General features: G+C 41.3%; 25 protein-coding genes. 14 read left to right on the top strand and 11 right to left on the bottom strand.

The window, feature by feature from the left end:
* Positions 1-43 precede the first annotated feature (43 nt).
* From FD725_RS10165 to FD725_RS10145, 5 genes are all read right to left on the bottom strand, one after another.
* Positions 44-358, bottom strand: coding sequence for a Nif11-like leader peptide family natural product precursor (locus FD725_RS10165; protein WP_179048020.1), 315 nt, complete (start codon positions 356-358; stop codon positions 44-46).
* A gap of 248 nt (positions 359-606) precedes the next feature.
* Positions 607-945, bottom strand: a complete 339-nt coding sequence (locus FD725_RS10160; RefSeq protein WP_179048019.1) for a Nif11-like leader peptide family natural product precursor — start codon at positions 943-945, stop codon at positions 607-609.
* Between the two features lie 43 nt (positions 946-988).
* On the bottom strand, positions 989-1,423 hold the full coding sequence (locus tag FD725_RS10155) for a nitrogen fixation protein (RefSeq protein ID WP_179048018.1): 435 nt from the start codon (positions 1,421-1,423) through the stop codon (positions 989-991).
* Positions 1,424-1,468: 45 nt separating this feature from the next.
* A complete protein-coding gene (locus FD725_RS10150; RefSeq protein WP_179048017.1) occupies positions 1,469-1,711 on the bottom strand; it encodes a hypothetical protein in 243 nt (80 codons plus the stop codon).
* Between the two features lie 457 nt (positions 1,712-2,168).
* On the bottom strand, positions 2,169-3,620 hold the full coding sequence (locus tag FD725_RS10145) for a sensor histidine kinase KdpD (protein WP_179048016.1): 1,452 nt from the start codon (positions 3,618-3,620) through the stop codon (positions 2,169-2,171).
* Between the two features lie 524 nt (positions 3,621-4,144).
* On the opposite strand from FD725_RS10145, the gene FD725_RS10140 reads away from it, so the two are divergent.
* Positions 4,145-4,567 carry a BON domain-containing protein gene (locus tag FD725_RS10140; RefSeq protein ID WP_179048015.1) on the top strand — a complete coding sequence of 141 codons (423 nt, stop codon included), beginning with the start codon at positions 4,145-4,147 and terminating at the stop codon, positions 4,565-4,567.
* Between the two features lie 61 nt (positions 4,568-4,628).
* Here FD725_RS10140 and FD725_RS10135 read toward each other — a convergent pair whose 3' ends face one another.
* The 3 genes from FD725_RS10135 to FD725_RS10125 all read right to left on the bottom strand — a co-directional run bounded on the left by FD725_RS10135 (position 4,629) and on the right by FD725_RS10125 (position 7,769).
* Positions 4,629-5,255: a hypothetical protein gene (locus FD725_RS10135; RefSeq protein ID WP_179048014.1), complete on the bottom strand. Its 627-nt coding sequence runs from the start codon at positions 5,253-5,255 to the stop codon at positions 4,629-4,631.
* 508 nt (positions 5,256-5,763) lie between these two features.
* Positions 5,764-6,372 (bottom strand): SMI1/KNR4 family protein, encoded by a 609-nt coding sequence (locus FD725_RS10130; protein WP_218653161.1) that lies wholly within the window; start codon positions 6,370-6,372, stop codon positions 5,764-5,766.
* Positions 6,373-7,055: 683 nt separating this feature from the next.
* The gene (locus tag FD725_RS10125; protein ID WP_179048012.1) at positions 7,056-7,769 is read right to left on the bottom strand and encodes a Coq4 family protein; all 714 of its coding nucleotides are present in this window, start codon (positions 7,767-7,769) and stop codon (positions 7,056-7,058) included.
* A 332-nt stretch (positions 7,770-8,101) separates the two neighbouring features.
* Here FD725_RS10125 and FD725_RS10120 point away from each other — a divergent pair, with 332 nt between their 5' ends.
* The 10 genes from FD725_RS10120 to FD725_RS10075 all read left to right on the top strand — a co-directional run bounded on the left by FD725_RS10120 (position 8,102) and on the right by FD725_RS10075 (position 15,473).
* Positions 8,102-8,470 carry a zinc ribbon domain-containing protein gene (locus FD725_RS10120; RefSeq protein WP_179048011.1) on the top strand — a complete coding sequence of 123 codons (369 nt, stop codon included), beginning with the start codon at positions 8,102-8,104 and terminating at the stop codon, positions 8,468-8,470.
* A 542-nt stretch (positions 8,471-9,012) separates the two neighbouring features.
* On the top strand, positions 9,013-9,303 hold the full coding sequence (locus tag FD725_RS10115) for a hypothetical protein (protein ID WP_179048010.1): 291 nt from the start codon (positions 9,013-9,015) through the stop codon (positions 9,301-9,303).
* A 268-nt stretch (positions 9,304-9,571) separates the two neighbouring features.
* Complete coding sequence (locus tag FD725_RS10110) at positions 9,572-10,960, top strand: triacylglycerol lipase (protein WP_179048009.1); 1,389 nt, start codon at positions 9,572-9,574, stop codon at positions 10,958-10,960.
* Positions 10,961-11,529: 569 nt separating this feature from the next.
* A complete protein-coding gene (locus FD725_RS10105; RefSeq protein ID WP_179048008.1) occupies positions 11,530-11,865 on the top strand; it encodes a cation:proton antiporter subunit C in 336 nt (111 codons plus the stop codon).
* Complete coding sequence (locus tag FD725_RS10100) at positions 11,862-13,298, top strand: cation:proton antiporter (RefSeq protein WP_179048007.1); 1,437 nt, start codon at positions 11,862-11,864, stop codon at positions 13,296-13,298. The genes FD725_RS10105 and FD725_RS10100 overlap by 4 nt, the downstream gene beginning before the upstream one ends.
* Positions 13,283-13,672, top strand: a complete 390-nt coding sequence (locus tag FD725_RS10095; protein WP_179048006.1) for a Na+/H+ antiporter subunit E — start codon at positions 13,283-13,285, stop codon at positions 13,670-13,672. Before FD725_RS10100 ends, FD725_RS10095 begins: the two co-directional genes overlap by 16 nt.
* The gene (locus FD725_RS10090; protein ID WP_179048005.1) at positions 13,669-13,926 is read left to right on the top strand and encodes a hypothetical protein; all 258 of its coding nucleotides are present in this window, start codon (positions 13,669-13,671) and stop codon (positions 13,924-13,926) included. Before FD725_RS10095 ends, FD725_RS10090 begins: the two co-directional genes overlap by 4 nt.
* A complete protein-coding gene (locus tag FD725_RS10085; RefSeq protein WP_179048004.1) occupies positions 13,923-14,201 on the top strand; it encodes a monovalent cation/H(+) antiporter subunit G in 279 nt (92 codons plus the stop codon). Before FD725_RS10090 ends, FD725_RS10085 begins: the two co-directional genes overlap by 4 nt.
* Complete coding sequence (locus FD725_RS10080; protein ID WP_179048003.1) at positions 14,194-14,817, top strand: DUF4040 domain-containing protein; 624 nt, start codon at positions 14,194-14,196, stop codon at positions 14,815-14,817. The genes FD725_RS10085 and FD725_RS10080 overlap by 8 nt, the downstream gene beginning before the upstream one ends.
* Entirely contained in the window at positions 14,814-15,473 is a 660-nt protein-coding gene (locus tag FD725_RS10075; protein WP_179048002.1) for a Na(+)/H(+) antiporter subunit B, read from the top strand. Before FD725_RS10080 ends, FD725_RS10075 begins: the two co-directional genes overlap by 4 nt.
* Before the next feature lie 59 nt (positions 15,474-15,532).
* Here the strand turns inward: FD725_RS10075 and FD725_RS10070 are convergent, their stop codons facing one another.
* The 3 genes from FD725_RS10070 to FD725_RS10060 all read right to left on the bottom strand — a co-directional run bounded on the left by FD725_RS10070 (position 15,533) and on the right by FD725_RS10060 (position 22,320).
* Positions 15,533-17,641 carry a M3 family metallopeptidase gene (locus tag FD725_RS10070; protein WP_179048001.1) on the bottom strand — a complete coding sequence of 703 codons (2,109 nt, stop codon included), beginning with the start codon at positions 17,639-17,641 and terminating at the stop codon, positions 15,533-15,535.
* A 164-nt stretch (positions 17,642-17,805) separates the two neighbouring features.
* Positions 17,806-21,738 carry an EAL domain-containing protein gene (locus FD725_RS10065; RefSeq protein ID WP_179048000.1) on the bottom strand — a complete coding sequence of 1,311 codons (3,933 nt, stop codon included), beginning with the start codon at positions 21,736-21,738 and terminating at the stop codon, positions 17,806-17,808.
* 270 nt (positions 21,739-22,008) lie between these two features.
* Complete coding sequence (locus FD725_RS10060) at positions 22,009-22,320, bottom strand: acylphosphatase (RefSeq protein ID WP_179047999.1); 312 nt, start codon at positions 22,318-22,320, stop codon at positions 22,009-22,011.
* Between the two features lie 105 nt (positions 22,321-22,425).
* Here FD725_RS10060 and FD725_RS10055 point away from each other — a divergent pair, with 105 nt between their 5' ends.
* The 3 genes from FD725_RS10055 to FD725_RS10045 all read left to right on the top strand — a co-directional run bounded on the left by FD725_RS10055 (position 22,426) and on the right by FD725_RS10045 (position 26,077).
* On the top strand, positions 22,426-22,803 hold the full coding sequence (locus tag FD725_RS10055) for a DUF1823 family protein (protein ID WP_179047998.1): 378 nt from the start codon (positions 22,426-22,428) through the stop codon (positions 22,801-22,803).
* Positions 22,804-23,106: 303 nt separating this feature from the next.
* Positions 23,107-24,765, top strand: a complete 1,659-nt coding sequence (locus FD725_RS10050) for an alpha-amylase family glycosyl hydrolase (RefSeq protein WP_179047997.1) — start codon at positions 23,107-23,109, stop codon at positions 24,763-24,765.
* A gap of 271 nt (positions 24,766-25,036) precedes the next feature.
* Positions 25,037-26,077: a 3-deoxy-7-phosphoheptulonate synthase gene (locus FD725_RS10045; RefSeq protein ID WP_306296906.1), complete on the top strand. Its 1,041-nt coding sequence runs from the start codon at positions 25,037-25,039 to the stop codon at positions 26,075-26,077.
* Positions 26,078-26,331: the final 254 nt, after the last annotated feature.

Raw genomic sequence — 26,331 nt, 5'->3', positions numbered from 1 at the left:
AAAATCTATGCAAACATATCCTGGCCTACGTAGTAAATGTTAATCAGTATAGATATTTGATTGGTACAACCCCATATAGCAAGATTGGCAAATAAGGTAATAATTGCAGCACCGCAGTAGCACCACCAAAAACAGCTTCTAGCTCTTTTTCGTTGAGATCCCTGAGTTCTCCATCGTTATTACCTAACTCTAATAAATAGGCGGTATATTCCTCTAATTCTTGAGAGGTAAAATCATAACCAGCAGCTTTGACTATTTGACTACATTCAGATTTATCACTGACATTTTGGATTTGATTGCGAAAATCTTCATCATTTGCGAGTCTGCCATAAAAAGCTTTGACATTTTCTAAAGACATAATATTCTCCTCATTTGGTTTGTACAAATTGGATAAATGATTGAAGCAAGTTGAAAAGAAGTATTAGTAGTATTAGTAGGTTAGGTTAAGTGCAGCGCAACCCAACATGGATCTTAAAAACTCAGAATGAATATTGGTGTTGGGTTTCCCAAAGCCTCAACCCAACCTACGCCTAATGCACTAATTTAGGCTTGCCATGCCACTACAAATACTATTAACTTAGTAACAGTAGAGTTGAAATCTATTGACTATAAGTTGTCACTGATCACAACTCCATACATTGCCTGCACAGGTGGCCAGACAATTACGCCATAAAGCGGTCGGATAATCGGCTTGCCAATGATTGATGAAGCCCCACCAAACACAGCTTCTAGTTCTTTCTCATTCAAATCTCTAATTTCATGATCAGAACTTTGTTCTAACAATTGGGTGGTGTATTCTTCAAACTGTGCTTGAGTGAAATCATAGCCAGCTTCTTTGACTATTTTGCTACACTCATCCTTACTTTTTACACCTTGCATTGTGGTGCGAAAAGCTTCATCATTAGCCAGCCTTGAGTAAAAAGCTTTAACATTTTCTAAAGACATTATTTTCTCCCTTAGCAGTATGAAATTAGTTAAAAAAACTAACTTAATCTGTTGGTATTGCTACCTGACGCATGAATTCAGAAGAGTTGTAGTTATCCGTAATTACTTGTGGACAACGCATACAAGCCAACTTACCTTCCTGCTGCCACCAACGACAATCTCGGCGTATAGAACAAGGGGGCAATTTTTCTACAACAGCAGGTAATTTCTCGACAATTCGCATTGCTAGACGACAATCATGGCCATCAAAATGCTGACAACCTTTAGCCGCGCAAGGTGCTGCCATCCGAAAAATTTCTGCTGGTGTTACTGGGTTAGCTTTTGCTATCAGTTCATCAGTTACAGGTAGTGGTTGTTGAAGATAAACTACGTGAGGTTCTGTTACCGTTCCCCCAATTAAACCGAAGACAATACTATCCTCTGATTCTGGTCTAGCACTGGGGCAAAGTGTGTTTTTATGAGCAACATTTTCTACCAATTGTGCCTCCAGCCAAGAATATGTTTTACATTTTATGGCTGATATTTAGGCTAGTAATTTAGTAGGGTCTACAGCAATTAACCCAACTATAATTGGTGGAAAAATAGGTTTGAAACCAGCTACTATAATTTGACCACCTGCAACATTGTTTGCTTCTTCTTCAGATAAATCTGACAAAGCGTTTTCTTGGAAAACTTGGTTCCGTCTGGCAACTGCATTTTCTACTAATTGCGGAATTAAATCTGTAATTTCAATTTGATGGCTATGGTAACTTTGCTGTCCATCCATTAACAGGTTTCTCCTCATTTTTGACTTGAGTTATAAATTAAGCTTCTAGCTCCATACTGCTTAATTTGCATTTATTTTAGTCAAAAATGAGGTTTGGCTGTTAACACTGATCAAGCTAAAACTACATACAAATGAATTATTTTTGTCCCTAATTGCCGCCAGTTAATTGCCGCGATCTATCATCTGGATTTTTTGATACTTTAGGAGAAATGCCTAGTATCCAGTTTTTAACTATCGAGAAAATTTTATTAGTTAATAAAATAAACTATTTATGTCATCAAAATTTCAGTAGAGCAAAAACTTCTGTGCGTTAAGAGTGTGTTTGAAAAGTCTAAATTAATACCAGCCCCGGCGATTATAAATCGCGCGCCACTTGCTACAAGTCGGGAAACCCGCCCACGTGAGTGGCTCCCCAACCTACTCGTACTGTAACGAACTCTACGATTTAAGGTTTACTCTATAAACCACTTCTGACTTCTAAAGGTAGAAAAATTGTCATAACTTCGCCGTAGTGTGGGCGTTGGCGGACAATTAACTTACCACCGATCGCTTGAAATAAGTGCTTAGTAGCGGCAATATTTAAACTAATCGTACCTGTTTCTGGTTGGAACATAAGTAACTGCCCCAAGGCTTTGCGGATTGGTGGGGTTGTGGGTGCAGATCCTTTGCCTGTATCTTTGCAGTGAGTTTGCGGAGATAATTGTAGCTTGAGTTGATCCCCAGCTGGGATTACCTGGACTTGAATATGACTACCTGGTGGTAAACTGCGGGTGAAATTCTCCATCAATCCCGTCAAAACTCTATCCAGCATGGCGGGATTACTCACCACCGTTGGTAATTGCTGGGGTAAAACCACATCTAAAGTCAAGTTTCTTCGTTGTGCTGCTTGTTGCCAACGGGGGATGCTTTGTTGCAACACTTGATCTAAGGACATTGGTGTGAGATGAGTGTTAGCAGATTTACCAGCGCTAGCCGTTTCCAACTCTGCTGCCTTAAATAACAACTCCATACGATCAATTTGCTCAGTACACTCATGATCAATCACTTTCAGGCGATCGATCACATTTGCTGGCAAATCACGCCGCTTCAATAGCAGACGAGTCATGGTACGAATTGTGGTCAAAGGGGTGCGGACTTCATGAGCAAAAGCTTGCAACAATTCTACATCAGGTTTTGTTGCTGGAGGATTGGGTAGTCTGGAGTAATAAGTACTTTCTGCTGGGTGGGAAACCTCACTTAGGACTCGGCACTCATTACTCATGAGCGAGTTATCTTCTGGTAACTCATGAAGTAAAAATTGACTAAATCGTAGAACAGTGCGATAATCAGGTGCAATTTCTGGATACTGCTGTACGCGCAAATCCAAATCTGCAAACAAATCAGGATTGGTTAGCATAACTCGCGCACCGAGCGATCGCCAAGCCTGTTGTACTACTTCTGGATCAAAAGAAAATGAAAAAGCTTTTGTACCATCATTATGTGTTGTGAGAACCAATACTAATCTAAACTTTTCTGTGAACACCAAACAAAACTGCTCAGAAGCCAAAGGATCGGCAGGTAATAAAGGCAGTACCGATTCATGGGGAGTTACTTCCGCTTCTGCAATTGTCATGGTACTTGGCATCTGAAAAGGCATCAAAGCCAAGGGGTTAAATGGTTTGGCACTGAAAGTTACTGTCTGCAACTTTTGAGTCAATATTGGCTGACTAAATAGGGGTGCTGGTGCAGTCAACACCAACCCTTGAAGCGTTTCCGGTGCAGTATGAGATAAAGAGTCAATTAGCAAATCTTCTGTCGCCGCCAGACTAATACGCCATTGTTGCTCTGCTTTCGTTGGCAAACACTCAACCGCAGTTGTTTGGGTGGCAGCTAAAATTTCACTCAGACTTGGCAATACCCATTTGTACACGGAACTTCACCCCATAATCCAAGAGCGACAGCAACTGAGAAATTCAAAATTTCATCACTACCTATGAGGGTATAGCCATTTGTGTGCTAGCAACAGTCGTATAACCGAACAAAATAGGCGCAATTTCCACTGTTATTGGGGAGTGAGGGAGTGAGTGCTGTTAGCGGTAGCGGGGCGATGCAGCCCGTGCTGACTAATGACCAATGACTAATGACTAATGACTATTGACCATTGACTAATAAACTTTTTAGAAAAACTTGCGGATTTGTATCTTGAGAAGTTGTCTAAGTTTGTAGTCATAGTCTCGTTTTGCTCGCATCAACCATCTTGTACCAATTTAAAAAAAGAATGTTAGAGATCCAAATGTAGAAACCCTGATTATATCTAGGTTTCTTAATTTTGAATTTTGAATTTTGAATTTTGAATTGGTATTACTCTGGCAACTTTAATGTTTTTTAACATTAGCTCCTCAGTATCGCACACAGGTTAATTGATCGCTTCAAGGATTCAATTTGGAGATAATTATGAAAACGCTAATTTCCCTATTAGTAAGTAGCTTTTTAGTAGTTGGTGCTTTTGGCTGCCAAGAAGCTCCTAGCAGTAATAATGGAGGGACTCAAGCACCTATTAAACAGACTTCGGAAACTAGTAAAACTAGAGAAAAAACAAACCCAGGAATTACTACAGATACTAAAGCTAAAACTGAAACCAAGAAAACTTTAACTACACCAACTGAAGGTAACTTAAAAGCGGCAGTTACTAAGAAGTTAGAGTTAGGTATCCCAGGTAATAAATTAGTAGTTGAAAATAAAGATGGAGAAATTACTCTCAAAGGTACAGCTCGTTCTGAAGCAGAACTGGAAAAAGCTAAGAAATTAGCTAAAGAAGTGACAGGTGTCAAGGATGTTGATGTAGAAGCTAAAGTTGTACCTGCCAACAAACTTTAATGCTTTAGTTAAAGTTGTTCAGAAGTGAGTAATAACTTCTGAACAACACCCCCATACAGCATTAACGACTACACATTTGCAGAATACGGCGATCATTGGCACTGATAGTATTGATTTGGTGATAATCTTTTAACGCTACAGAGTAGCTATAGTTGACTGGCTCATCTTCAGAAAAGTTGGGTACTCTACTGGTTGTCGCTACCTCACGTACCTCACCAGCTGCGGGTGAACCAGTCACAGTCATTGCCAATTCTCCAGATGGTTCCAATGTGCCTTGAAAACAGCTAAACTCAGAGCGAGGCATATACAATGCACCGACGAGCCTACCTTGCCGTTTTTGAAATAACACATACCCTTGTCCTATTTGGTCTGGTTGTGGTGATTGACCATAAAGGTAAATACCATCTTTTTGGGGTGAGTTAACTTTTGGACTAATGGTATTGTCGTTGACGGCTATTGATAAATTGCTTCTGTGTTCCCCAACTCGGTTTGAGTTGGTGACATGAGGAATCTGGAAACTATTGGCTTGAGGATTCGTCGAAGCTGCTGTAGAGGTAGGTAATGCTGTAATCTGGCTACTCAGTGCTGGTTTTGTTTGCTCACCTACCATACCAAAGATCACAAATAGAGCGATCGCTGAAATTCTCAACTGAGTCAATGGTAAGAACTGAATAATATTGTTAAGCACCTGAACTCCTCCTGTGACAAACTTATACGGCTGCCTCTGTAACTCACTTAAACCATAATCAAATCTCTAACATTAAAGTCTCGGTCAAAGGTTTGATATATTTTTTCTAGGATCAGCAAGTGTCAAAAAACGAAATTTTCTAGAATTTTTAGCTGTAAAATGAGATTATCAATGAATTAGGAATCTCTGCTTCACCCATAAGATTCATCCAATAGGGTGATGTGATTTAGCACTTCTAGAATTTATGTGTATTTTGACAATATCTAGTTTCTTGCTGTCATATCTGTGTTAAGTACATAGATATATACAACAGCAAGTATGGTGATTTCGGAAGAGGCGCAATGTTTTTCTAGGAGTTATTTAGCCACGGTAGTTGTCAATGAGATGAAGGTAACAGGTAACAGGTAACAGGTAACAGAAAAAAAGTAATAGAGGTGTACTGAGTTTTTTGTGTAAGCACAGGCTACGCCAACAGAAATCAAATATGATTCCTATATAATTATTTCAATTATTTCCAATAATCTAATAAAGTAACGCTCTGAGGATTCTTCAGACTAAAATCTTTAGCACCTTCATCCTCAGCAATGATGAGATAATTTCCTGATTCCAATTGAGTGATGAACCATTCGAGAAACTTTTGCAAATCATCTGCGAAGACATATTTACTGTCTTCATCTCTACCAAAATTGATGACTTGTCCTAATTTCCCCTTCTTTCCCGGATCTAAGTCTATACCTAAATGGTTCCCACCCCAATCGTAAGCAAAGGGAATCCATTTTTTGTTGGTATACATGAGTTGAACTTTCCCTGGGCTAGCAGACTCACCTAGAATGTCCTTATTTATACCCTCATCAAAAAGCTCTGCCCATACTTGCCAATGACGTAATATTTCTTTTAACGAGAGAAACTCTAAACCATAAAAAAGTCCTGGGTAAGTTTCATGGTTCTGACCATTATGCCATTTGTATAGTTCTTTGAATGATGATGGTAACTCGACTTGGATTTGATGCTCAAAGGCCTCGATATCGCTGTCAGTCGCGCCAGGATTTAAGTTATCTAATACTTCTGGTAGATTTGTCTTAAACCAAATTTCCATTCTACTTAATATTTCTTGCATATCTGAAACACTAACTTTACATAGTGTGGGGATTTTAATAACAATTGCATGAATTATTACATTAGGTAGGTACTATATTTGGTAAATATTTCTTTAGGTTAGTGAATATTCAATAACTTGCTCTCACAATTGAGAGGATACATTCATAGGACTTACGCACTCAACCAAGAAACCCTTCTCCCGCATTTCTCACAAGCGGTAGGGGCGGGTTTACAGAAATGATTAATGATTAACAATGATCTTAATGAACCCGCCCCTACAATCTTTGGACAAAGAGAAAACCTCTGTTTAATAAGTCTGGGGAGAAATCCGGGTTCTGAGGATGGTCAATAGTCCATAGTCAAGGGGAACCAGCCGCTTGCGTATTTTTCCCGCTAGTAAACCCGAAAGGAAATGAAGCGATCGCCCTTTCTATAAAAGTCGGTGCTGAAACTGTAGTGCCATCTGTTACGTTTTTTTTTAAAATAGCAGAAAATAGAACAAGTATTAATAAATAATCCAAAAATTATCTGGTAAACTCAAAACAAAAAACTCAATCTTCTGCCATCTTTAAGTTTAGTGATAGTTGAGATTAAGCAATGTTAGCTAAATTAGGTCTAACATTACTCGTAAGGATTCAGGAGTCAGAATACAGGAGTCAGAATAGTTGAAATTCTCTTATTTGATGAGTAAGCTAATATTCCTTACCCACTGATTAATTCTGACTTCTGACTCCTGGGTGCTGAATTCTTACCATTACTCATTCCTAAACGCGATCGAATTTCACTTACAGGAACATCCCAAAGCTGATCCCATTTTTGAGCAATGAACTTTTCAGGGGTATGAGAACCCAAGCTATAACCACGAGCTATTTCTGTCATTAAATCCGAGAATTTAGTTGGTTGGTAAAGACTAATAATTACCATGCCAAAACTAACTAACATGACGCTAATCGGTATTGGCGTTTGAGCTAAGATAAAAGCCTGTAGTCCAAGCTCTCCAATCCCATCAGTATCAAATCCAGCGACTACATGATAAATATCATGAGTAGATCGCCAAAGCATTTTGAGATAAGAAATATCATCAACAACAGGCACTTTTTGATAAAAATCAGGATCAAAACCTCTAATTTTCATTTCACGAGCGAAGACATTTCCTAAAGTTCCCTCTGGGAGTTTGGCTAAATCATCTAAATTAAAAGCAGCAGGTAGCCAGCGTTCGGCAAATAGTGCGTTAATTTGAGGATTTTTTTTCAACTCATTAACTGCTAACTGCGCTATTTCTGTTTGGTCAAGTGCATTCTCAAAGTTAAAAACTGGTTCAGGATCACCAGTCCCCAATTGTAGTGCTTTATCTGCTAAAAATTTGATGTAAGCAAGGAGTCCTTTATCATTGTTGTAATTAATTACATTAGTCACAGTTATTTCCTTTTGATCTGAATACGAGCAGATGCACTTTAATTCGTAAACTAATTAACTGCTGTTTACATGCACCGCAAGAGAGATTTAGAGGACGTTTGAAAAGTCTGTTTCTTTGTCATGTTGAATGCAGCGTAGCGGAATGAAACATCTCGGTATGTGCCACAAAACCTAGATTCTTCCTGACGCGGAGCGTCAGGAAGAATGACATTTTTATACCTACTGAAACTTTTCAAACACCCTCTTAGTGAGATTTTAGGCGATGCCTCTACGCCAAAATTAAAGTTAATCGTTAAAATCAGATTATTTACTTATACGCTTTACCATAGGTTGTGGCTAATATTTCTTGTCCCCACTGCCATCAGCTCGTTGATAGTCAGGCTCTTGCTTGCCCTTTCTGCCGTACAACACTCAAGGCTTACGGTCATCCTGGTATTACTCTACACCGTGTCTCTGGTGACGGTTATCTCTGCGACACCTGCACGTACCACACAGACGATACCTGCAATTTTCCTCAGCGTCCTTACGCTAAAGATTGTACGCTTTACCAAAATATGACCGAGTTCCAAGCTCAAGTAGAACAACAACGTTCCGCCAGCAGTTTTGGTGCGACTGTAAAAACCTGGGGAAAACGCAATCAGGCTTTGTTACTAATCCTGGGTTTGTTACTTATGTGCTTACTGATTACTTTGTTAACATGAATTCGACAAAACTCACCCTCCCCATTGGTTACAAGTTAAAGCTGTGAGGCAGTTTTCTAGGGAGCTTGAGAGGGTGCTTGAAGGAAAAAATCTTTGGTTCCTCGTTGTTTTTCAGGAAATGCTCGGACAATAAGCTTAATGTTAGGTTTTCGTTGTGATTTTGAATATTTCTGCCTTGGTTATGGCTAAATTTTTGGTGAGTTTATTCACTATATCTGGTTGGACGGCGATCGCCTACTTAGTTCCTCAAAATAATTCTCCAGATTAAACATTACACAATCTCACATCTGCCAAGCTTTATACATAAAACTTGGTTGTTTTTACTGACTGCGTACCCTGTAATTATCAGATTCATCCATCATTTTTGAGTTGATAAAGTACGAATTATCAGTTGGTTTCAGTAAAAATACTGCTTGAGGTGTTTTTTTAAGACAGAAAAATTTCTGATAAATTCTTTATCAGTTGCTATTAAAAACATTGTGTAATTAGGACAGTCGGGTTATTTTGGGGAAAATCACAAACTGGCATCAGGAGGATAGGCAATGAATCAGATACAATTAACCGTGATGATTAGTTATATATTAATGACTTGTTATTTTTTAAATAATTGGATGCGTTTCTCTTTTCGCAACCCGACTTGTTCACCAGAAGATAAATTCTTATCTTTTGTCATGTTTTTAATTGCCACTATTTTTTGGCCTTTGATTGTGCCGATGTCTTTAGTAGAAGTAATTAGACAAAAAAAATTAGATTTTAATACTATAATTCCTGTTATTATAACTGTCTTTGCTGTAAGTATTTCTTACCTAATATTGGAGTTTTCTGCCTACTAATGCAGCAATCAGCAGTAGGTTGGGGCAGCCCTGCGGTGGACGGGTTTCCCGGCATATAGCAAGTGGCGTTGGAACGTAGCATCACCCAAACATCCATGCTGCTTTGTTGGCTAAAGCTACACCCAAGTTACAAATAATCTCCAAATAATCTCTCAGAGTACATTAGTTATCATTGGCGAATATAATAACACCTGACAACTGATAAAATCCCTATCCTTTTGTGGGTGGGGATTTTTCACAAGCAGCTACATCTACCACTTTCCAGCTTATGACAAGTGCAACATCCATAAACCCAATTGTCATGCTCCACGGTTACTCAGATACAGGGAAATCTTTTCAGACCTGGATCACAAAATTTAAAGAACGTAATTATGATGTCAAAATTATTCACATTTGTAAATATATATCACTCTCAAACGAAATTACAATTGACGATATTGCCGAAGGATTTGATCAAGCCTTAGCGCAACAATTAGGTGAACATCAAAATTTTGATGCGATCGTTCACTCAACTGGTATTTTAGTCATTCGTGCTTGGTTAGCAAAATATACAACTCAAGGATTCTACAAACTGCAACACTTAATTGGATTAGCGCCAGCTACCTTTGGTTCACCTATCGCCCATAAAGGACGCAGTTATTTAGGCGCAATGTTTAAAGGCAATCGAGAGTGGGGACCAGACTTTCTAGAAGCTGGGACTCGCGTGTTAGATTCTTTAGAATTAGGTAGCAAATTTATTTGGGATTTAGCCCATAAAGATTTGCTCGGAGATACAGCATTTTATGGTTCTGATACTAATACACCTTATGTATTTACTTTTTGTGGAACTAATCAATTTTTTAACTTTCAACTACTCAATCAATTAACAATCAAAGCTACAAGCAAAATTGATTTACCCTTGGATGGCACAGATGGTGTTGTGAGATGGGCAGGCTGTGAATTAAGAACCCGAAAAATCACCATAGATTTTACTAAAAAGCAATATCAAGATAGGTTACATATCTCTCCCTGGAAAAATGATGGAATTGCGCCGCTAGTACGAATTGAGGGTTGTAACCACGCCAATATTATGGGTAATCCCAGTCCAGAACTGGTAGAGATCATATTTCAGGCATTAAAATTTACATCTACATCGCCTCAAGATATTCATAATTGGCATCAAGTAGCCCTCAATATCCTATCGCCAAAAAGTTTAGCCAATGCCCGTGAATGGCAACAGTTTATCATTCGAGCTATAGATGATAATGGCGAGCCAATCCCAGATTATTATATTGAGTTAGCAACAACAAATAATCAACATTGGCGACGAATTGAAGATTTTGGTGTGAATGTTCATGTCTACGAACTAGATAAAAGTCTACGCTGTTTTCATGTAGACATTACAGATGTCAAGAATTTAGAGAATTTGCAGATACGTGTTGTAGCATCCTCCAACTCAGATTATGTCCGTTATTGTGGATATGCTCTCAATTCACAAGAGGATGATCTTGCTGATTTAGAACTGGATATTTCTGATATTTTGAAGCAGAAAAGTATCAACTTTTTCTATCCATTTACAACAACTTTAGTAGAGATCAAACTCAAGCGCCAAACAAGAGACGCATTAGTAGAATTTATGCTGTTGGGAGAAGAGAGTAACTCGGAATTAGAGTGGTAGTGATGTTGTGTGAGATCGGTAGCTTACTGTGTTTTAACGTAAGAATTCAGCACCCAGGAGTCAGAAGTCAGAATCAATCAGGGTTGAGGAATATTAGCTCATCAGCATCCATCTGAGAGGACGTTTGAAAAGTCTGTTTCTTTGTCATGTTGAATGCAGCGTAGCGGCATGAAACATCTCGGTATGTGCCACAAAACCTAGATTCTTCCTGACGCGGAGCGTCAGGAAGAATGACATTTTTATACCTACTGAAACTTTTCTAACACCCTCTGAGATTAACTCAAACAGACTGGCATTCCAAATCAAGTTTTTTAAGCCAGTGGTCAAAAACCATAACCTTTTATCTATGACAGCAATTTAATATTTATTTAATATTGAAGCTTATCGATGAATCCGATTGACATATGAGGCTGTAAGCTATTATTTATCGTATTAAAATTGATCATCCGCTAAAACCTGCAATTTTGTCTGTTTTCTCAGTCAATTTTTCAGATATTTTTGACTAAAGAGACGAACCATATTTTCTCTTTTACCTTTTAACTTTCACCTTCACCCAAAAGGCAATTCCCGTGTTAGAAGCGTGCGTATTCGCAACAATATTTTGCGGATTTTTCGGCATCATTCTGAAAAAGAACCTCGTTATGAAAATCATCTCTATGGATGTCATGAGTACGGGGGCGATCGCTTATTATGTCCTGATTGCATCACGTAATGGGCTGTTCACACCAATTGTGGGAAATGTCAAAAATGGCGCGTATGCAGATCCAGTTCCCCAGGCGGTGATCTTGACAGCGATTGTCATTGGATTTTCGATTCAGGCGTTAATGTTAGTCGGGGTGATGAAGCTAGCACGGGATAATCCGACTTTGGAAAGTCACGAGATCGAGAAGAACAATATGCCATGAGTACTATTACCATTATTTGGATTGCACTACCATTTTTTTTAGGTTTTATCATTTATCTCTTGCCCAAACTTGACAAATACCTTTCATTGTGCGTAGCTTTTGCTACTGTAGGATATGCGTTGCAGCTATTTGTTGAACCTTCACTGACACTAAAATTACTGGATAATTTCGGCGTTATTTTAACAGTTGATCAATTAAGTGGCTACTTTATCTTGACCAATGGCCTAGTTACGGCGGCGGTTATCCTCTATTGTTGGCAAAGCCATAAAACAGCTTTTTTTTATACACAACTGATCATTTTGCATGGTAGTGTCAACGCCGCGTTTGTCTGTGCGGATTTGATTAGTTTATACGTGGCATTAGAGGTGAGTGGGATTGCGGCGTTTTTGTTGATTGCTTATCCCCGGACTGATAGGTCAATTTGGGTTGGCTTACGCTATTTGTTTGTCAGCAACGTAGCCATGCTGTTTTATCTAGTGGGGGCGGTGCTGGTTTATCAGGCGGATCATTCGTTTAGTTTTGCAGGTTTAGGCGTAGCTCCACCCGAAGCACTGGCGCTGATATTTTTGGGACTCTTGACAAAAGGAGGGATTTTTGTATCGGGATTATGGCTACCGTTGACTCACTCCGAATCAGAAACACCAGTGTCAGCGATGATGTCAGGGATTGTGGTCAAAGCTGGGGTTTATCCACTAGTGCGGTGTGCGTTGATGGTGGCAGAAGTTGATCCCATTGTGAGAATTTTTGGCGTGGGGACGGCGCTGTTAGGAGTGTTCTATGCAGTCTTTGAAAAAGATACTAAGCGGATGCTGGCGTTTCACACAGTTTCCCAGTTAGGGTTTATCCTGGCGGCTCCGGTTGTTGGTGGTTTTTATGCACTCACACATGGACTAGTCAAAGCTGCCCTCTTTTTGATTGCCGGGAGCTTACCGAGCCGTAGCTTTAAAGAACTGCAACATCAAGCGATCGCTCTCCCTATTTGGATAGCCTTAGTTATAGCCAGTTTCTCGATTTCGGGCTTTCCTTTATTATCTGGCTTTGGAGCAAAGGTGTTGACAGCCAAGAATCTCTTACCTTGGCAAGCGATCGCCATGAATGTAGCAGCACTGGGAACAGCAATCTCCTTTGCCAAATTCATTTTTCTACCCCGTGGAGGAAAAGCAGATGTCCGCTATGGTTTCTGGGCAGCAATCATTTTGTTGATTGGTGGATTGTTTCTCGCCAATATTGCGTATTACGAAGTATATACTGTTGAAAATATCATCAAACCCTTAGCAACCATCGGCATTGGCTGGTTAGCTTACTTACTAATTTTTCAACATATAGTCATCAAGCTACCCCGTGTCCTGGAGCAATTTGAGCATCTAATTGGGGTGATGAGTCTGATTTTAATTCTGCTGTTCTGGAAGGGATTTGCATGGTTGGGTATCTAAATTTGATATTGCGACTAGTCATTTGGTTTTTGCTCACTGCCAATTTCAGTGTGGCAAATATCATTATTGGTGTTAGCATCGCTTTTTTATTACCGGGTCATCCTCAAACCAAGGAATCACTCAAGGATTGGTTGCGTGTGCTGGGTGAAGTCATTGTGGCAATTCCCCAGGCATATATTGAAGCCTTTGACATCATGCTCCATCCACATCACTACGAAGAAGTGACGATGGAGCGAGTCAAACCCAACCGCACGCCAGGTTTGATATTTCTCGATATCTTCCTAATTACTTTTACGCCTAAAACCATTGTTTTTAAATACCACGAACAAGGCTGGTATGAAGTACATTGGGTGCGACGCAGGAGAAAGACATGATCTTGAATTTGGCACTATTGGCCATGATTTTGGCACTACTCATCCCCATGTATGAAGCGTGGCAGGATGATGATATTTGGCAAAAAATGCTGGCATTTTCTAGTGTAGCGAGCAAGACTGCCATCATGATTTTGTTTGTATCCGTCTTGCGTGACGATTGGATGATTGGTGTGGTTGCAGTCATCATCCTCAGTGTGGGAAATGCGGGATTAATGTTGCTGGCCAATGTACTTAAACGAATGAATGAAATATGATTGACTTTTTTAGTTATATCTGCATAGGTGTGGGACTTGTCTTTTGGTTTTGGGGAACTGCTCATCTTTTGGGCAAGCGATCGCTATTATTCAAACTCCATAGTCTTTCGGTGGCAGATACTTTGGGATCAATGACTATCATCATCGGGCTACTGTTGAAAATTCCCAGTGAATGGCCGCTACTCATCCTCGCTTTCATCTCCTTAGCAATCTGGAACACAGTTTTAGGATATGTGTTGGCTTACTGCTCTAGTGGTGGGGGTAGCAATGAATGATAGCTACATATATGTCATTATTGCCCTGCTACCATTGGCTGCTGGTATGGTAGTATCTCAGGCCAATCCCTATAGCGCCTTAGTCATCCGTGGCATCTTGGGAGCCGTGGCAGCAATGGTATATGCGATTTTGGGAGCGCCAGATGTGGCTTTGACGGAAGCATTAGTAGGTACAATGCTGGCAATTACACTCTATGCAGTAGCTGTGCGTTCATCGTTGGTGCTGCGTCTGGGTGTACTGCAAAACAACAATGATGATGCTCTCTCAGATGGGACAGTTGCAGAGCATTTTGAGCCACTGATAGCCGACTTACGCAAAATTTTTAGCAAACACTATATGCGTTTAGAACTAGTTCCTTACTCAAATACTCAAGCTTTGCAACAGGCCTTGATCGATAAAGAAGTCCATGCCACTTGTGTCACGAACCCAGCAACCAGTGAAGACGAAAACCACTCCTATCAAACTGTGATTAGGGTGAAACGCATCTATGAAATCATCCAAAGCGAACTTGTATCACCCGTAACTAGCCTGACTTATCTGAGCATACCGAATTCAGCACAAGAGCATATCTCTCAGTTGTCACCAGGGGAAGCAACTTCTGGGAGGTCTGTATGAAATGGATTTACATTGTTGCTGGGATAGCTCTGTATGTAAAAATGCTAGTCTTGCCCAATGCGGCGTTCTTACCAAATTTCCCGATTGTGGAATCGATTGTCAAAGATGGTGGTATACCCAATGCCGTGACAGTGATCATTCTGCGGAATCGGTTGTATGACACTATCTTTGAGGTGATAGTATTTACGATCGCCATTATGGGTGTTTACTTTCTCCTTGCCAATGAAAAGCCATCCAGCAAAGTCTATCGTTTTACCGATCAACCATCGATTGTGTTAGCGCGTCTAGGAGCGACGATTGCCGCCTTAGTCAGTATCGAACTCGCTATTCGGGGGCATCTCAGTCCGGGCGGTGGTTTTGCCTCTGGAGTGGCAGGTGGAACAGCGATCGGTTTGATAGCGATTACCTCTTCCCCAGAGTGGATGCAAGCAATTTACCAGCGCTGGCACGCTGCCACATGGGAGAAAGTTTCGGTGCTAGTTTTTATTGTTCTGGCGGTGATCACTTTGCTAGGAATAGAGTTACCCCACGGAGAGATGGGCGCACTCATCAGTGGCGGAGTGCTTCCCTTGCTGAATATCCTGGTAGCAATCAAAGTTGCTTTGGGATCGTGGGCAGTGATTCTCGTGTTTATTCGTTATCGGGGATTGTTGTGAAAACCCAACTGCAAAACTTGGATGTTGTTGGGTTTCACTGGGATAGGAGCAAGTTTGTCTTAAGCTACACTAGGCAACAAACCATGATGCCGGAGTAAAGAAGTCGTACTCGGTTCGCGTCCTCTAAAAGCTCGAAACACTTCCATCGGATGTTGGCTACCACCGAGAGCTAATACCGTATCGCGGTAACGTCTACCTGTAGCTTTAATAGCTGCTTCGTTGTCAATCCCCGCCTCTTCAAAAGCCGCAAAAGCATCAGCGCTCAATACCTCAGCCCACTTATAACTGTAGTAACCAGCAGCATATTCACCCTCAAAGATGTGTCCAAAAGCACATAAAAAAGCATCTTCTGGCAGTGGTAGTAATACAGTCGTAGTTTGGGCAACACGATGACGGACATCGGCGGCGGTTTCCTTGCCACCTGGGCGATAGCGAGAGTGTAATTCTAAATCCACAAGGCTGAAGTGGACTTGCCTTAAGATGGCGCTACCACTCATATAGTTACGTGCTGCTAGTAGTTTTTGGTAATAATGCTCTGGTAGAGGTTCTCCCGTTGTGTAATGTTTAGCCAAGCTAAATAATGTGGTGCGTTCATAGCACCAGTTTTCCATAAATTGACTGGGTAATTCTACGGCATCCCACTCTAAATTATTAATACCAGCCGCACCACTATAATTGACCTTGGTGAGTAAATGCTGCAAACCATGACCAAATTCATGGAACAAAGTCTCCACTTCATAGAAAGTCATCAAACTTGGTTGACCATCCACCGGTGGAGTTTGATTGCAGATTAAATATGCCACAGGTAAACGCACAGAAGTGACCCCATTTTCTGTGACTTGGCGACGATTAATGCAAACATCCATCCATGCACCACCGCGCTTTTCGGCTGGGCGACTGTAGGGATCTAGATAAAAATAGGCGATCGCACTACCATTTTCATCAGCGACTTGAAAATATCTCACATCTTCGTGCCAAACTGGGGCTTGACCATCAGCCGGGGTGACAGTAACACCGAATAATCGCTTGACTAGTGCAAATAAGCCATCGAGGACTTGGGGTAGAGGGAAGTAAGGACGTAATTCTTCGGCGGTGAAGGCAAACTTTTCTTCTCGTTGGCGTTCAGCCCAAAAGCTGAGATCCCAGTGTCGTAAATCTGCGGCTTCTAGCGCTCCTTTGGCGGCGGCAAAGGCTGTAAGTGCAGCTAAATCAGCCACAGCAGCATCATAACTCGCACTACGTAATTCTTCTAGTAGGGCTTGGACAGCTGCGACATCGGGAGCCATCTTACTCACTAAACTCAACTCAGCAAAGTTGGCAAAGCCGAGTAAATCAGCTAGTTCTTGTCGTAACGCCAAAATTCGTTCGATCAGTGGTTTGTTATCTAACTCACCGGCGGAAGCGCGGGTGATATAAGCCTTGTAGAGTTTTTCTCGCAAATCACGCCGGGTACTATGCTGCATGAAGGGACTGTAACTCGGCATATCTAAAGTGATGCGCCAAGGGCCGTTCTCTGGTGTGGCATTTTCCTCACCCGCCGCACGGGCAGCCTGTGCAGCTAAACTGAGTAGACTCTGGGGTAAACCCTCAACTTCTGCTGGGGTGGTTAAAGTTAAGCTAAAGGCTTTCGTGGCATCTAAAAGATGATTAGAGAACTTGGTAGACAGCTCCGCTAATTCCATTTGGATATTATTAAAACGCTCTCTAGCTGCTTGTGGCAAGCCAACTCCCGAAAGTTCCGCATCCCGAATGGCGGCGGTGACAATTCTTTGTTGCGCTGGTTCTAAAGTCTGCCAATGCTCACCGGCACGGAGTTCTTTAAAAGCATGATAGATGGGTTGGCTTTGTCCCAACTGGTTGATTAATTGGATGACTTGGGGTTGCACTGCTTCATGGGCTGCACGTAATTCGGGGCTATTTTTGACACCCATTAAATGATTGACAATGCCCCAGCTCCAATTAAGTCGCTCAGTCAACTGTTCCAGAGGTACAACTAAACCATTCCAAGTGGGTTGTACAGTCTCCTCTAGGGTGGTAAGTTGTTGTGCGAGTTTTGCTAATAACTCCGCAAATGCTGATTCTACTTGCTCTGGTTTGATTTGGGTGAATGGTGGTAAACCAGCACCTTGGAGTAAGGGATGATGGGTAATTGTAGTATTTGCACTCATGATTATTGGGGATTGGGGTTTTATCTTAGTTTATTTTTCTTTATGTGGTTTGCTTTTATTGTGACAACTTACTGAGGAATTTTAATTGCTCTATTTCTAATGTAGCGATCGCTGCCCTGTTGTTACCTGCCAGAATGCCAAAATGGCAAATTTCACCAATTTACTTAAGTGAGAAATGCTCTACTGGCTAAAAGTGCTTCGGCTTGTTCGTGGCTGAGGGGTTGGGAAAAGAGATATCCTTGACCGAATTTGTAGCCCAGATGTTGTAGCCATTCCAGTTGTGCTGGCGTTTCTATGCCTTCAGCGATCGCATCGAGTTCTAAATGATTACTTAGGGCGACAATAGTTTCTACAATCTGAGCATTTTTTTTGCCTGATTGAATTTGATTAACAAAAGAGCGATCAACCTTTAGGCTATTAATCGGTAAACGGTGAAGATAATTTAACGATGAATATCCTGTACCAAAATCGTCAATGCTAATTTGTATCCCTCGCTCTTGCAACTGACTCAGTAGACTAATTGTAGACTCAATGTCTTCAATCAGCATACTTTCCGTAATTTCCAGCGTCAAGCAACGACCATGTAGATGAGTTTGTGTGAGAATGCGATCAACTTCTGCTAGCAAATCAGGTTGCCGTAAATCTTGCGCCGAGAGATTAACACTCACCTTCATCGCTGAAAGTTCAGGGAAAGCAGTTTGCCAAGCTACCATTTGACTACAGGCTGTACGCATTGCCCAATAGTCGAGGGAGGTAATTAATCCTATTTCCTCAGCTACGGAGATAAATTCTCCGGGAAGTTTTAACCCTTGGGTGGGGTGTTGCCAACGAATCAGGGCTTCAAAACCCACCAGATTTCCAGTATCTAGGGCTACTATCGGTTGATAGTGGAGGACAAATTCTTGAGACTTGATTGCTCGACGCAAATCATTCTCTAAATGCAGGCGATTTAAAGCTTGAGTGTGCATTTGAGTATCAAAAATTTCATACCGGGCTTTGCCCTTATGTTTTGCCCGATACATAGCAATATCAGCATCTCTTAAAAGGTGGGAGGCTTGAAGGTAGTCTTTTGTACCCAAAACAATTCCCACGCTAGAAGTCATATATACTTCGCGTCCTTCAATGATCACGGGTGCTTGCAACTCTGCCAAAATCCGTTCTGTGATGCGAACTGCTTCTTGAATATCCGGAATTTCTTCTAGGAGGATCACAAACTCATCACCACCCAGGCGCGCTGGGAGATCGATCGCTCGGAGAGTGGTTTGGAGTTTTTGCGCAATGGCAATGAGTAATTGATCTCCAGCTAGATGACCCAAACTATCATTAATGACTTTGAATCGGTCAAGATCGAGAAATAAAATGGCAAAATGATAATTTTCTAAGCGCTTGGCACGTTGAATCGCTAATTCCAACCGTTCCATGAACAGATGACGATTGGGCAACCCCGTTAATCCATCGTGGAGGGCATCATGTTTCAACTGATTTTGCACCTGAATCCGTTCAGTGATATCACGGGAGGTGGTTTGCAGTTGCACAATTTGACCTGTGCCATCAACAATGGGCTTAGTGAGAGTTTCAAACCAGATATAGTTGCCAGATTTCTGGAGCATTCGATAGGTAATGGGCGTGGGTTTACCGCCGATGACAGCTGTGAGAATTTCTTGATAAACGCGATCGCGATCTTCTGGATGGATAAAGTTATAGGGGTCTTGTCTGAGCATTTCTTGATGCCCGTAGCCCAGGAGGAATTCACAAGACGGGCTGATGTAGAGATATCGACCATTCAACTCGTGCAGACACACGAGATCATTGGTATTTTCAGCTAACAATCGATAGCGGGCTTCACTTTCTCGTAATGCTTCTTCTGCTTGTTGGCGTTTCTGTAGTGCCGCTTGCCATTCACTTACATCCAGAATCAACCCATCCCAAATAATATCACCATTGGCTTGTCTCTGGGGTAGGGCGGAGGCTTGCAACCATTTTTGCCGACCTGATGGCGTGGTGATCCGCCATTCCCAATTCCACTGATGTAAAGACTGAGCAGAAACCAGCACTGATCTGCGCATGGCAGGCAAATCATCAGGATGTACCATCCGCCAAGTGATCTCCACATCCTGCTCAATCTCCTGGGGTTCTAGCTCCCAAAGATATCGACAACCAGGACTGACATACAGCATGGTATTTGACCCATCGGAGTGTAGCACATACTGATAAATTACCCCTGGCGTATTGGCTGCTAGGGTTTGAAAGCGGTATTCTGCTTGTTGACGTTTTGTAACATCCAAAATCAACGTATCCCAAATCACATCTCCATTGGGTTGCTGAGTGGGTCTACCAGATGCTTCTAGCCATTTTTCCTGCCCTGATTTTGTAATAATCCGCCAGGCCCAAATCCAGGGTTGTAAGGTTTGTGCTGACTCCAGCACCGAGGCGCGCATCCCTGGGTAATCCTCCGGATGGATCATTTGCCACAGCAGCGTAGCATCGGCAATGACATCCTCGGCTGCCACTTCCCAGAGACGGTAACAGCCAGGACTCATGTACACAACACTATCAGAACCATCGGTACGCAGCTGGTAACGAAAAATTGCCCCCGGTACATTCGCTGCCATATTTTGAAACCTAGCTTCGCTCTCTCTTAAGGCTGTCTCTACCCGACGGCGTTCTGTGAGTTCTAGTTGCAACTTTTGGTAAAGATCGGCTTGCTGAATGGCAATTTCTAGTTGATCGGCGACGGATTGAGCTAATTCAATTTGGTCATTATTCCAAATGAAGGGTTGTTGGGAGGCTGTAATAGTGAAACTGCCCCACAGTTTACCTTCAATCACTAGGGGAATGAGTAACCAAGCGCCGGGGAGGATGTGAGCAATTTCTTGATTAATTTCATCTTCTAGGTTGGCTGTATTTTCCACCCGCACCATTTGCAACTGCTTGAGTTGCTCGGCAAAGGGATTACCCACATCAGGAATCTCAACGCCAATGGTGGTTGGGGTGTCTGGATTATGGCGAAATTCAGCAATATGTTGCCAAATCCCTTGTTCTGCTAAATATTGCACCACAAAGCAGTCGAGGGTTTGCAAAATTTGCGAGGTTTCTGCTGTAGCAGTGGCAAAAATGGTATCTAAATCCAGGGAGTTGCGAATCGCCTGGAAAACTCGATTTAGGGCTTGTTCCCGTTGAATTTGTTTTTGTAAGGCGGTGATGTCTCTCCCTACCGATTGAATTTCGCTCAACTGCCCATGCTCATCAAAAATCCCCAAATTAATCCACTGTGTCCAACCAATTTGGTTATCGGCGCGATAGTCTTGATTGATGTTTTCAAAGATGGGGTTTTCTGGGGTGAGTGCGGCAATTTTGCCATACAAATCGTCTAAATTTTCTGGAGGGACAAAGTTACTCCATTGCCAGCCAATTACATCCGGCAAAGATTTACCCAACGCCAGACACAGAGAATCATTGGCAAAGGTAATGGTGGTGTCGGGGAGCGATCGCAAAATTAAGTCTGTTTGTACCTGAATTACCTGGCGGTATTGGCTTTCACTTTTGAGCAGAGTATTTTCCAGGATCTGCTGTTCCATTTCCTGACGTTGACGTTCGGCTTCAACGCTCTTTCTCTCGCTAATATCTTGAAACGCCACAATTGCATGAGTCACCTGACTCTGTTCATCAAAAATCGGGGTTGCCCACACCTCCAGAGGTATCACTCGGTCACCACGATGAATTTCGAGATCGTCAACCCAAACTTTCTCTCCAGATAGCGATCGCGTACTGGGTAATGCCGCAAAAGGATAGAGTTCTTGACTACCCGCACAGTATACTTGGAATACTTGTGAGAGTTGGTCTAGACTCAGTTCTAATGGTTGATCATGACCTAGCAAGGCTCGTCCAATGTGATTTATATAAACCAGTTGCCCTGTTGAGTCATGAACAGCGATCGCAATGGGTGTAGCATCTAGAAATTGAATTAGACGGCTTTGGTTTTCTGATAAAGCCACACTTGCTAAGAGTGACTCTACCAGACGCTTCACATTCTCTGGCGTGTTTTCCCAATCCTCTACAGAAATCTGCTTGAGGGAGAAGGGTTGCTGTTTTTCCATAAATGCAGCATTTGCAACCTAGTAAAACGTGAGTTTGAGGAGTTGAAAAATGCACGTGTATTATAAATATAAGTTATAACTTATACATTCAACTTTGAGAATGCGATCGCTGTATCTCACAGCCCTAAGCCTCTAATCCCCATAACCTGTTCCCTTTCATCAACCCGTCTTACTTCAAACCCCTGCCCCTTGTGGGTGGCTTATTCCCCCTTCCCTGTTCCCTATTCCCTATTCCCTGTTACCTGTTACCTGTCAGCTGTTCCCTGTTCCCTATTCCCTCTCATCAACCCGTCTCACTTCAAACCCCCGCAACCCTTCCGGTTCTTCGTATGCAACTGCAACATCTTGAACTACCGCCGCCGGAGGGCCAGCGTGACACCAACGTATCATTTCTTCGACAATTTCCCGCGCCCCTTCAAAAACTGCCTCCACACGACCATCAGGGAGGTTTCGCACCCAACCAGTTAATCCCAATTGACTGGCCGTATCGACAGTAGCATAGCGATAACCTACTCCCTGCACTCTACCGACAATCAAGACATGAGCGCGAATTAGTTGTGAGTGTGGTGTAGAATTTGGCATTGACTCATCTATTATTCTCGATTACCAGTCTACATGGTTTGTAAACCTAGAACTGATTTTTTATATTGAATCTGCTAATTTAAAATTCTCAATTCTGGATGGCTTATGTCTGAACTACCACCACTGAATACAGAAACTATCTGGGGTATTCTCAATGATCAAATTGATGATACGACTGTCATCCAATTGGTCTGGTATTACTTGGGTTATCGCTACGACTCTGCAACCGAGAAATGGGAAAATAGCGCAGTTGCCCCAGCATGGCGAGATGAGTATCCCGAACCTCCCAATTTCTTGGAAAGTCGCCCAGCTACGATGAAACTAACTCGTTCTATTCCCCAAGAATACAAGCAAATCACTAAAGAAAAGTTGGGTTTTAAAGGTTACAAAATTGGCACATTTACACCAAGAGAAACTCGTAGAGCTACTGCTGCTAATTGGTTACTAAGTCATCTACAACAAACTATTGATCAAGCTGAATGATCATCTTTTTTGTGTCTTTGTGGTAAATTTGTTTAACCACAGAGGCACAGAGGAATTTATCTCGAAAAATTATCATAAAAATACTTTTTTGTTTATCTATGCCTGATGATAGTAGACATAGTAAATTATCTTCATTTTCAGGAATATCAGATTTATATGATAAATAAATAATCTATTGATATATTTAACATCTATCTAGCGATAGAAGCAAGATAAAACTAATTATTTCTGATGACTGATTTGCAAATTGATTAATAATTTAGAAAATGTTGACTATCATCATTCTATATTTTACAGATTTTTATGACAAAGCCCATTGAATTTAGTCTATTTGCACCCTATAACAAAGGAGCCTCATTAATCGGCTCTTTTTCTGATTGGCAAGAAATTCCCATGGAAAAAGGCGATGATGGTTATTTTCGGACAACTGTGGAATTAGCAGATGGTACATATGAATATAAATTCCGTGTCCAAACAAGATCATGGTTTTTTGCAGAAGATGAATGGGTGGATGTAACAGACCCTTATGCTACTGATATTAATGAATTAAGTGGTAACGATGATGGTATTGTCAAAATTAAAGATGGGGAAAAAATTGTTGATACATATGTATGGAAACATGATGATAAACCCTTACCAGCAGACCACGAATTAGTTATTTATGAATTACACGTAGGTGATTTTTCTGGTGGCGAAGATGATCCTTACGCACGGGGTAAATATAAACACGTCATTGAAAAATTAGATTATTTGTGTGAATTAGGCATCAATGCCATTGAATTGATGCCAGTGAAGGAATATCCCGGAGATTACAGTTGGGGTTATAATCCTCGTCATTTCTTTGCCCCTGAATCTAGTTATGGTTCTACGGCTGGTTTAAAGCAACTAGTTGATGAATGTCATCAACGTGGTATTCGGGTGATTATGGACGGGATTTATAACCACTCAGAAGCATCCAGTCCTTTAACACAAATTGACCACGATTATTGGTATCACCACGAACCGCGTGACCCTGATAATAACTGGGGGCCGGAATTTAATTATGAACACTATGATGAAAATCTCGCAACCTATCCTGCCCGGAAATTTATTGGCGATACTGTCAGATACTGGATTACAGAATACCATCTAGATGGCATTCGTTATGATGCGGCGCGGCAGATTGCTAACTATGATTTCATGCACTGGATTGTCCAAGAAACTAAAAATACTGCTGGTGCAAAACCGTTTTATAACGTTGCCGAACACATTCCTGAAACTACCAGTATTACTAATGTCGATGGGCCGATGGATGGCTGCTGGCACGATAGTTTCTATCATACAATTAAAGCTCATATATGTGGCGAGACTTTTGATTTAGAAAGCCTCAAGGATGTGATTGACTGCAAACGTCAGGGCTTTTTGGGTGCAACTAATGTGGTAAATTACCTCACGAATCATGACCATGATCATTTGATGGTTGAGTTAGGTAATCGAAACATTTTTGATGAAGAAGCTTTTAGAAGGGCTAAATTAGGTACGGCTATTTTGATGACGGCTGTGGGTGTGCCTTTAATTTGGATGGGTGAGGAATTTGGTGAGTATAAACCCAAACAACCAGAATCATCAAAGATTGATTGGACGTTGTTAGGCAATGATCTCAATCAGGGGTTATTTAAGTACTATAAAGGGTTGATTGATTTACGTAAAAATAATCACGCCCTCTACACTGAAAATATTGATTTTATCCACGAAAACGCAGAAGCTAAAGTGTTAGCTTATAGTCGTTGGAATGAAGAAGGTTCGCGTATAGTCGTTGTCACAAATTTCTCAGAGGAATTTTTAGCAGGTTATCATGTTCCTAATTTTCCCAATGGCGGTACGTGGCATGAGTGGACTGGAGACTATGATGTAGAAGCGGGTGATGACGGTATCGTCACTGACATCGGACCCTACGAAGCTAAGGTGTTTGTTTGGCAGTAAGCAAACATTCAGGATTGTTTTGCCGTGCGATGAATTTGCTGGCTTTTTTGTCAGCAGTCAAAAGTCAACAGTCTCAAAATATTGATTTTGAGAGCGAGTTCGCGGGGGAAGAAATATTCCCCTTTTTTTATGTCTTGGCAATTAAGCACCTTATGTCTAGTATTTTTGACTTTACTGACAAAAGCTATGAATTAGGATTGTGCATTTCATTTACAATATGTATACTCAACTTGCCGAAAATGAAATAGTCACAATCATGAAAACTGTTCTGATGCACAATAAGTTATTTAACGCCAATATTGAAAATTATCACGTTTTATTAACGCCAAATGAGTTGAAATCAAAATTACCTTTAACTAAAACTGCGGAAGAAACAGTTTTAAACTATAGAAAAGAAATAGAAGAAATTTTAGATTTTCAAGCTAGACGGAAGTTTATTGTGGTAGGGCCATGTTCCATCCATGACCCCAAAGCAGCGCTAGAATACGCACAAAAGCTAAAAGAGTTGAGCGATCGCGTCCAAGATAAGTTACTGTTGGTGATGCGGGTTTATTTTGAAAAACCGAGAACAACCGTAGGCTGGAAGGGATTAATTAACGATCCCAACATGGATGATTCTTTCCAGGTGGAAAATGGTTTACTAATTGCTAGGGATTTGCTGATTAAGCTCGCAGATATGGGTTTACCCACTGCTACAGAAGCTTTAGACCCCATCATACCCCAATACATCGGTGAATTGATTACCTGGTCTGCCATTGGCGCACGCACTACAGAATCTCAAACTCACCGGGAAATGGCTAGTGGACTTTCTATGCCTGTGGGATTTAAAAATGGTACGGATGGTAATATTCAAGTTGCGTTAAATGCTCTACATTCTGCCAGAACTCCTCACAATTTTTTGGGGATTAATCCCGATGGACAGGTGAGTGTATTTGAAACTAAAGGTAATGCTTACGGTCATGTGATTTTGCGTGGTGGAAATCAACCTAATTTTGATGCTGCAAGTGTCAAACAAGTAGAAGAGAAATTAAAGGAGGCTAAGTTACCTCCCAGAATTGTCATTGATTGTAGTCATGGGAATACTAATAAAAACTACAAGTTGCAATCAAAAGTTTTAGCAGATGTAATACAACAAATAGCCGATGGGAATACTTCAATTGTGGGCATGATGTTAGAATCGCACCTGTTTGCAGGTAATCAACCAATTAATTGTCCACGGGAAGAATTGCAGTATGGTATTTCTGTGACTGATCCTTGTATTGATTGGCAGGAAACGGAAAAGATTATTCTGGCTGCTTATGACAAGTTGTAGTCGGGAGGGTGCAGAATATAAGTAGTTGGACACAATTAAATTCTTATGTAGAGATAGGGAACAGGTTATAGGTTACAGGTTACAGGAAATAACTTGTGTAATTAATTCTGTCTGATTACTTATAAGTATCTAGGACTTATGCACTGAACCAAAAAACCATAAATGATGGTGGTCAATAGTAAACAGTGAACAGTGAACGTTTATTAACTAGTAACTGATAACTGTTAACTGGTAACTGATTTGGTCAACAGTCC

Origin of the sequence: Nostoc sp. TCL26-01 (assembly GCF_013393945.1) — a bacterium.
Taxonomy (GTDB): domain Bacteria; phylum Cyanobacteriota; class Cyanobacteriia; order Cyanobacteriales; family Nostocaceae; genus Trichormus.
The sequence above is the reverse complement of the archived record's forward strand: the minus strand, read 5'-3'. Positions and strand labels throughout refer to the sequence as shown.

What these genes read in the sequence shown, in the direction of transcription:
- FD725_RS10165 (WP_179048020.1), bottom strand. Translation starts at nt 358, where the DNA reads ATGTCTTTAGAAAATGTCAAAGCTTTTTATGGCAGACTCGCAAATGAT.
- FD725_RS10160 (WP_179048019.1), bottom strand. Translation starts at nt 945, where the DNA reads ATGTCTTTAGAAAATGTTAAAGCTTTTTACTCAAGGCTGGCTAATGAT.
- FD725_RS10150 (WP_179048017.1), bottom strand. Translation starts at nt 1,711, where the DNA reads ATGGATGGACAGCAAAGTTACCATAGCCATCAAATTGAAATTACAGAT.
- FD725_RS10140 (WP_179048015.1), top strand. Translation starts at nt 4,145, where the DNA reads ATGAAAACGCTAATTTCCCTATTAGTAAGTAGCTTTTTAGTAGTTGGT.
- FD725_RS10130 (WP_218653161.1), bottom strand. Translation starts at nt 6,372, where the DNA reads ATGCAAGAAATATTAAGTAGAATGGAAATTTGGTTTAAGACAAATCTA.
- FD725_RS10115 (WP_179048010.1), top strand. Translation starts at nt 9,013, where the DNA reads ATGAATCAGATACAATTAACCGTGATGATTAGTTATATATTAATGACT.
- FD725_RS10110 (WP_179048009.1), top strand. Translation starts at nt 9,572, where the DNA reads ATGACAAGTGCAACATCCATAAACCCAATTGTCATGCTCCACGGTTAC.
- FD725_RS10100 (WP_179048007.1), top strand. Translation starts at nt 11,862, where the DNA reads ATGAGTACTATTACCATTATTTGGATTGCACTACCATTTTTTTTAGGT.
- FD725_RS10095 (WP_179048006.1), top strand. Translation starts at nt 13,283, where the DNA reads ATGGTTGGGTATCTAAATTTGATATTGCGACTAGTCATTTGGTTTTTG.
- FD725_RS10090 (WP_179048005.1), top strand. Translation starts at nt 13,669, where the DNA reads ATGATCTTGAATTTGGCACTATTGGCCATGATTTTGGCACTACTCATC.
- FD725_RS10085 (WP_179048004.1), top strand. Translation starts at nt 13,923, where the DNA reads ATGATTGACTTTTTTAGTTATATCTGCATAGGTGTGGGACTTGTCTTT.
- FD725_RS10080 (WP_179048003.1), top strand. Translation starts at nt 14,194, where the DNA reads ATGAATGATAGCTACATATATGTCATTATTGCCCTGCTACCATTGGCT.
- FD725_RS10075 (WP_179048002.1), top strand. Translation starts at nt 14,814, where the DNA reads ATGAAATGGATTTACATTGTTGCTGGGATAGCTCTGTATGTAAAAATG.
- FD725_RS10070 (WP_179048001.1), bottom strand. Translation starts at nt 17,641, where the DNA reads ATGAGTGCAAATACTACAATTACCCATCATCCCTTACTCCAAGGTGCT.
- FD725_RS10065 (WP_179048000.1), bottom strand. Translation starts at nt 21,738, where the DNA reads ATGGAAAAACAGCAACCCTTCTCCCTCAAGCAGATTTCTGTAGAGGAT.
- FD725_RS10060 (WP_179047999.1), bottom strand. Translation starts at nt 22,320, where the DNA reads ATGCCAAATTCTACACCACACTCACAACTAATTCGCGCTCATGTCTTG.
- FD725_RS10055 (WP_179047998.1), top strand. Translation starts at nt 22,426, where the DNA reads ATGTCTGAACTACCACCACTGAATACAGAAACTATCTGGGGTATTCTC.
- FD725_RS10050 (WP_179047997.1), top strand. Translation starts at nt 23,107, where the DNA reads ATGACAAAGCCCATTGAATTTAGTCTATTTGCACCCTATAACAAAGGA.
- FD725_RS10045 (WP_306296906.1), top strand. Translation starts at nt 25,037, where the DNA reads ATGCACAATAAGTTATTTAACGCCAATATTGAAAATTATCACGTTTTA.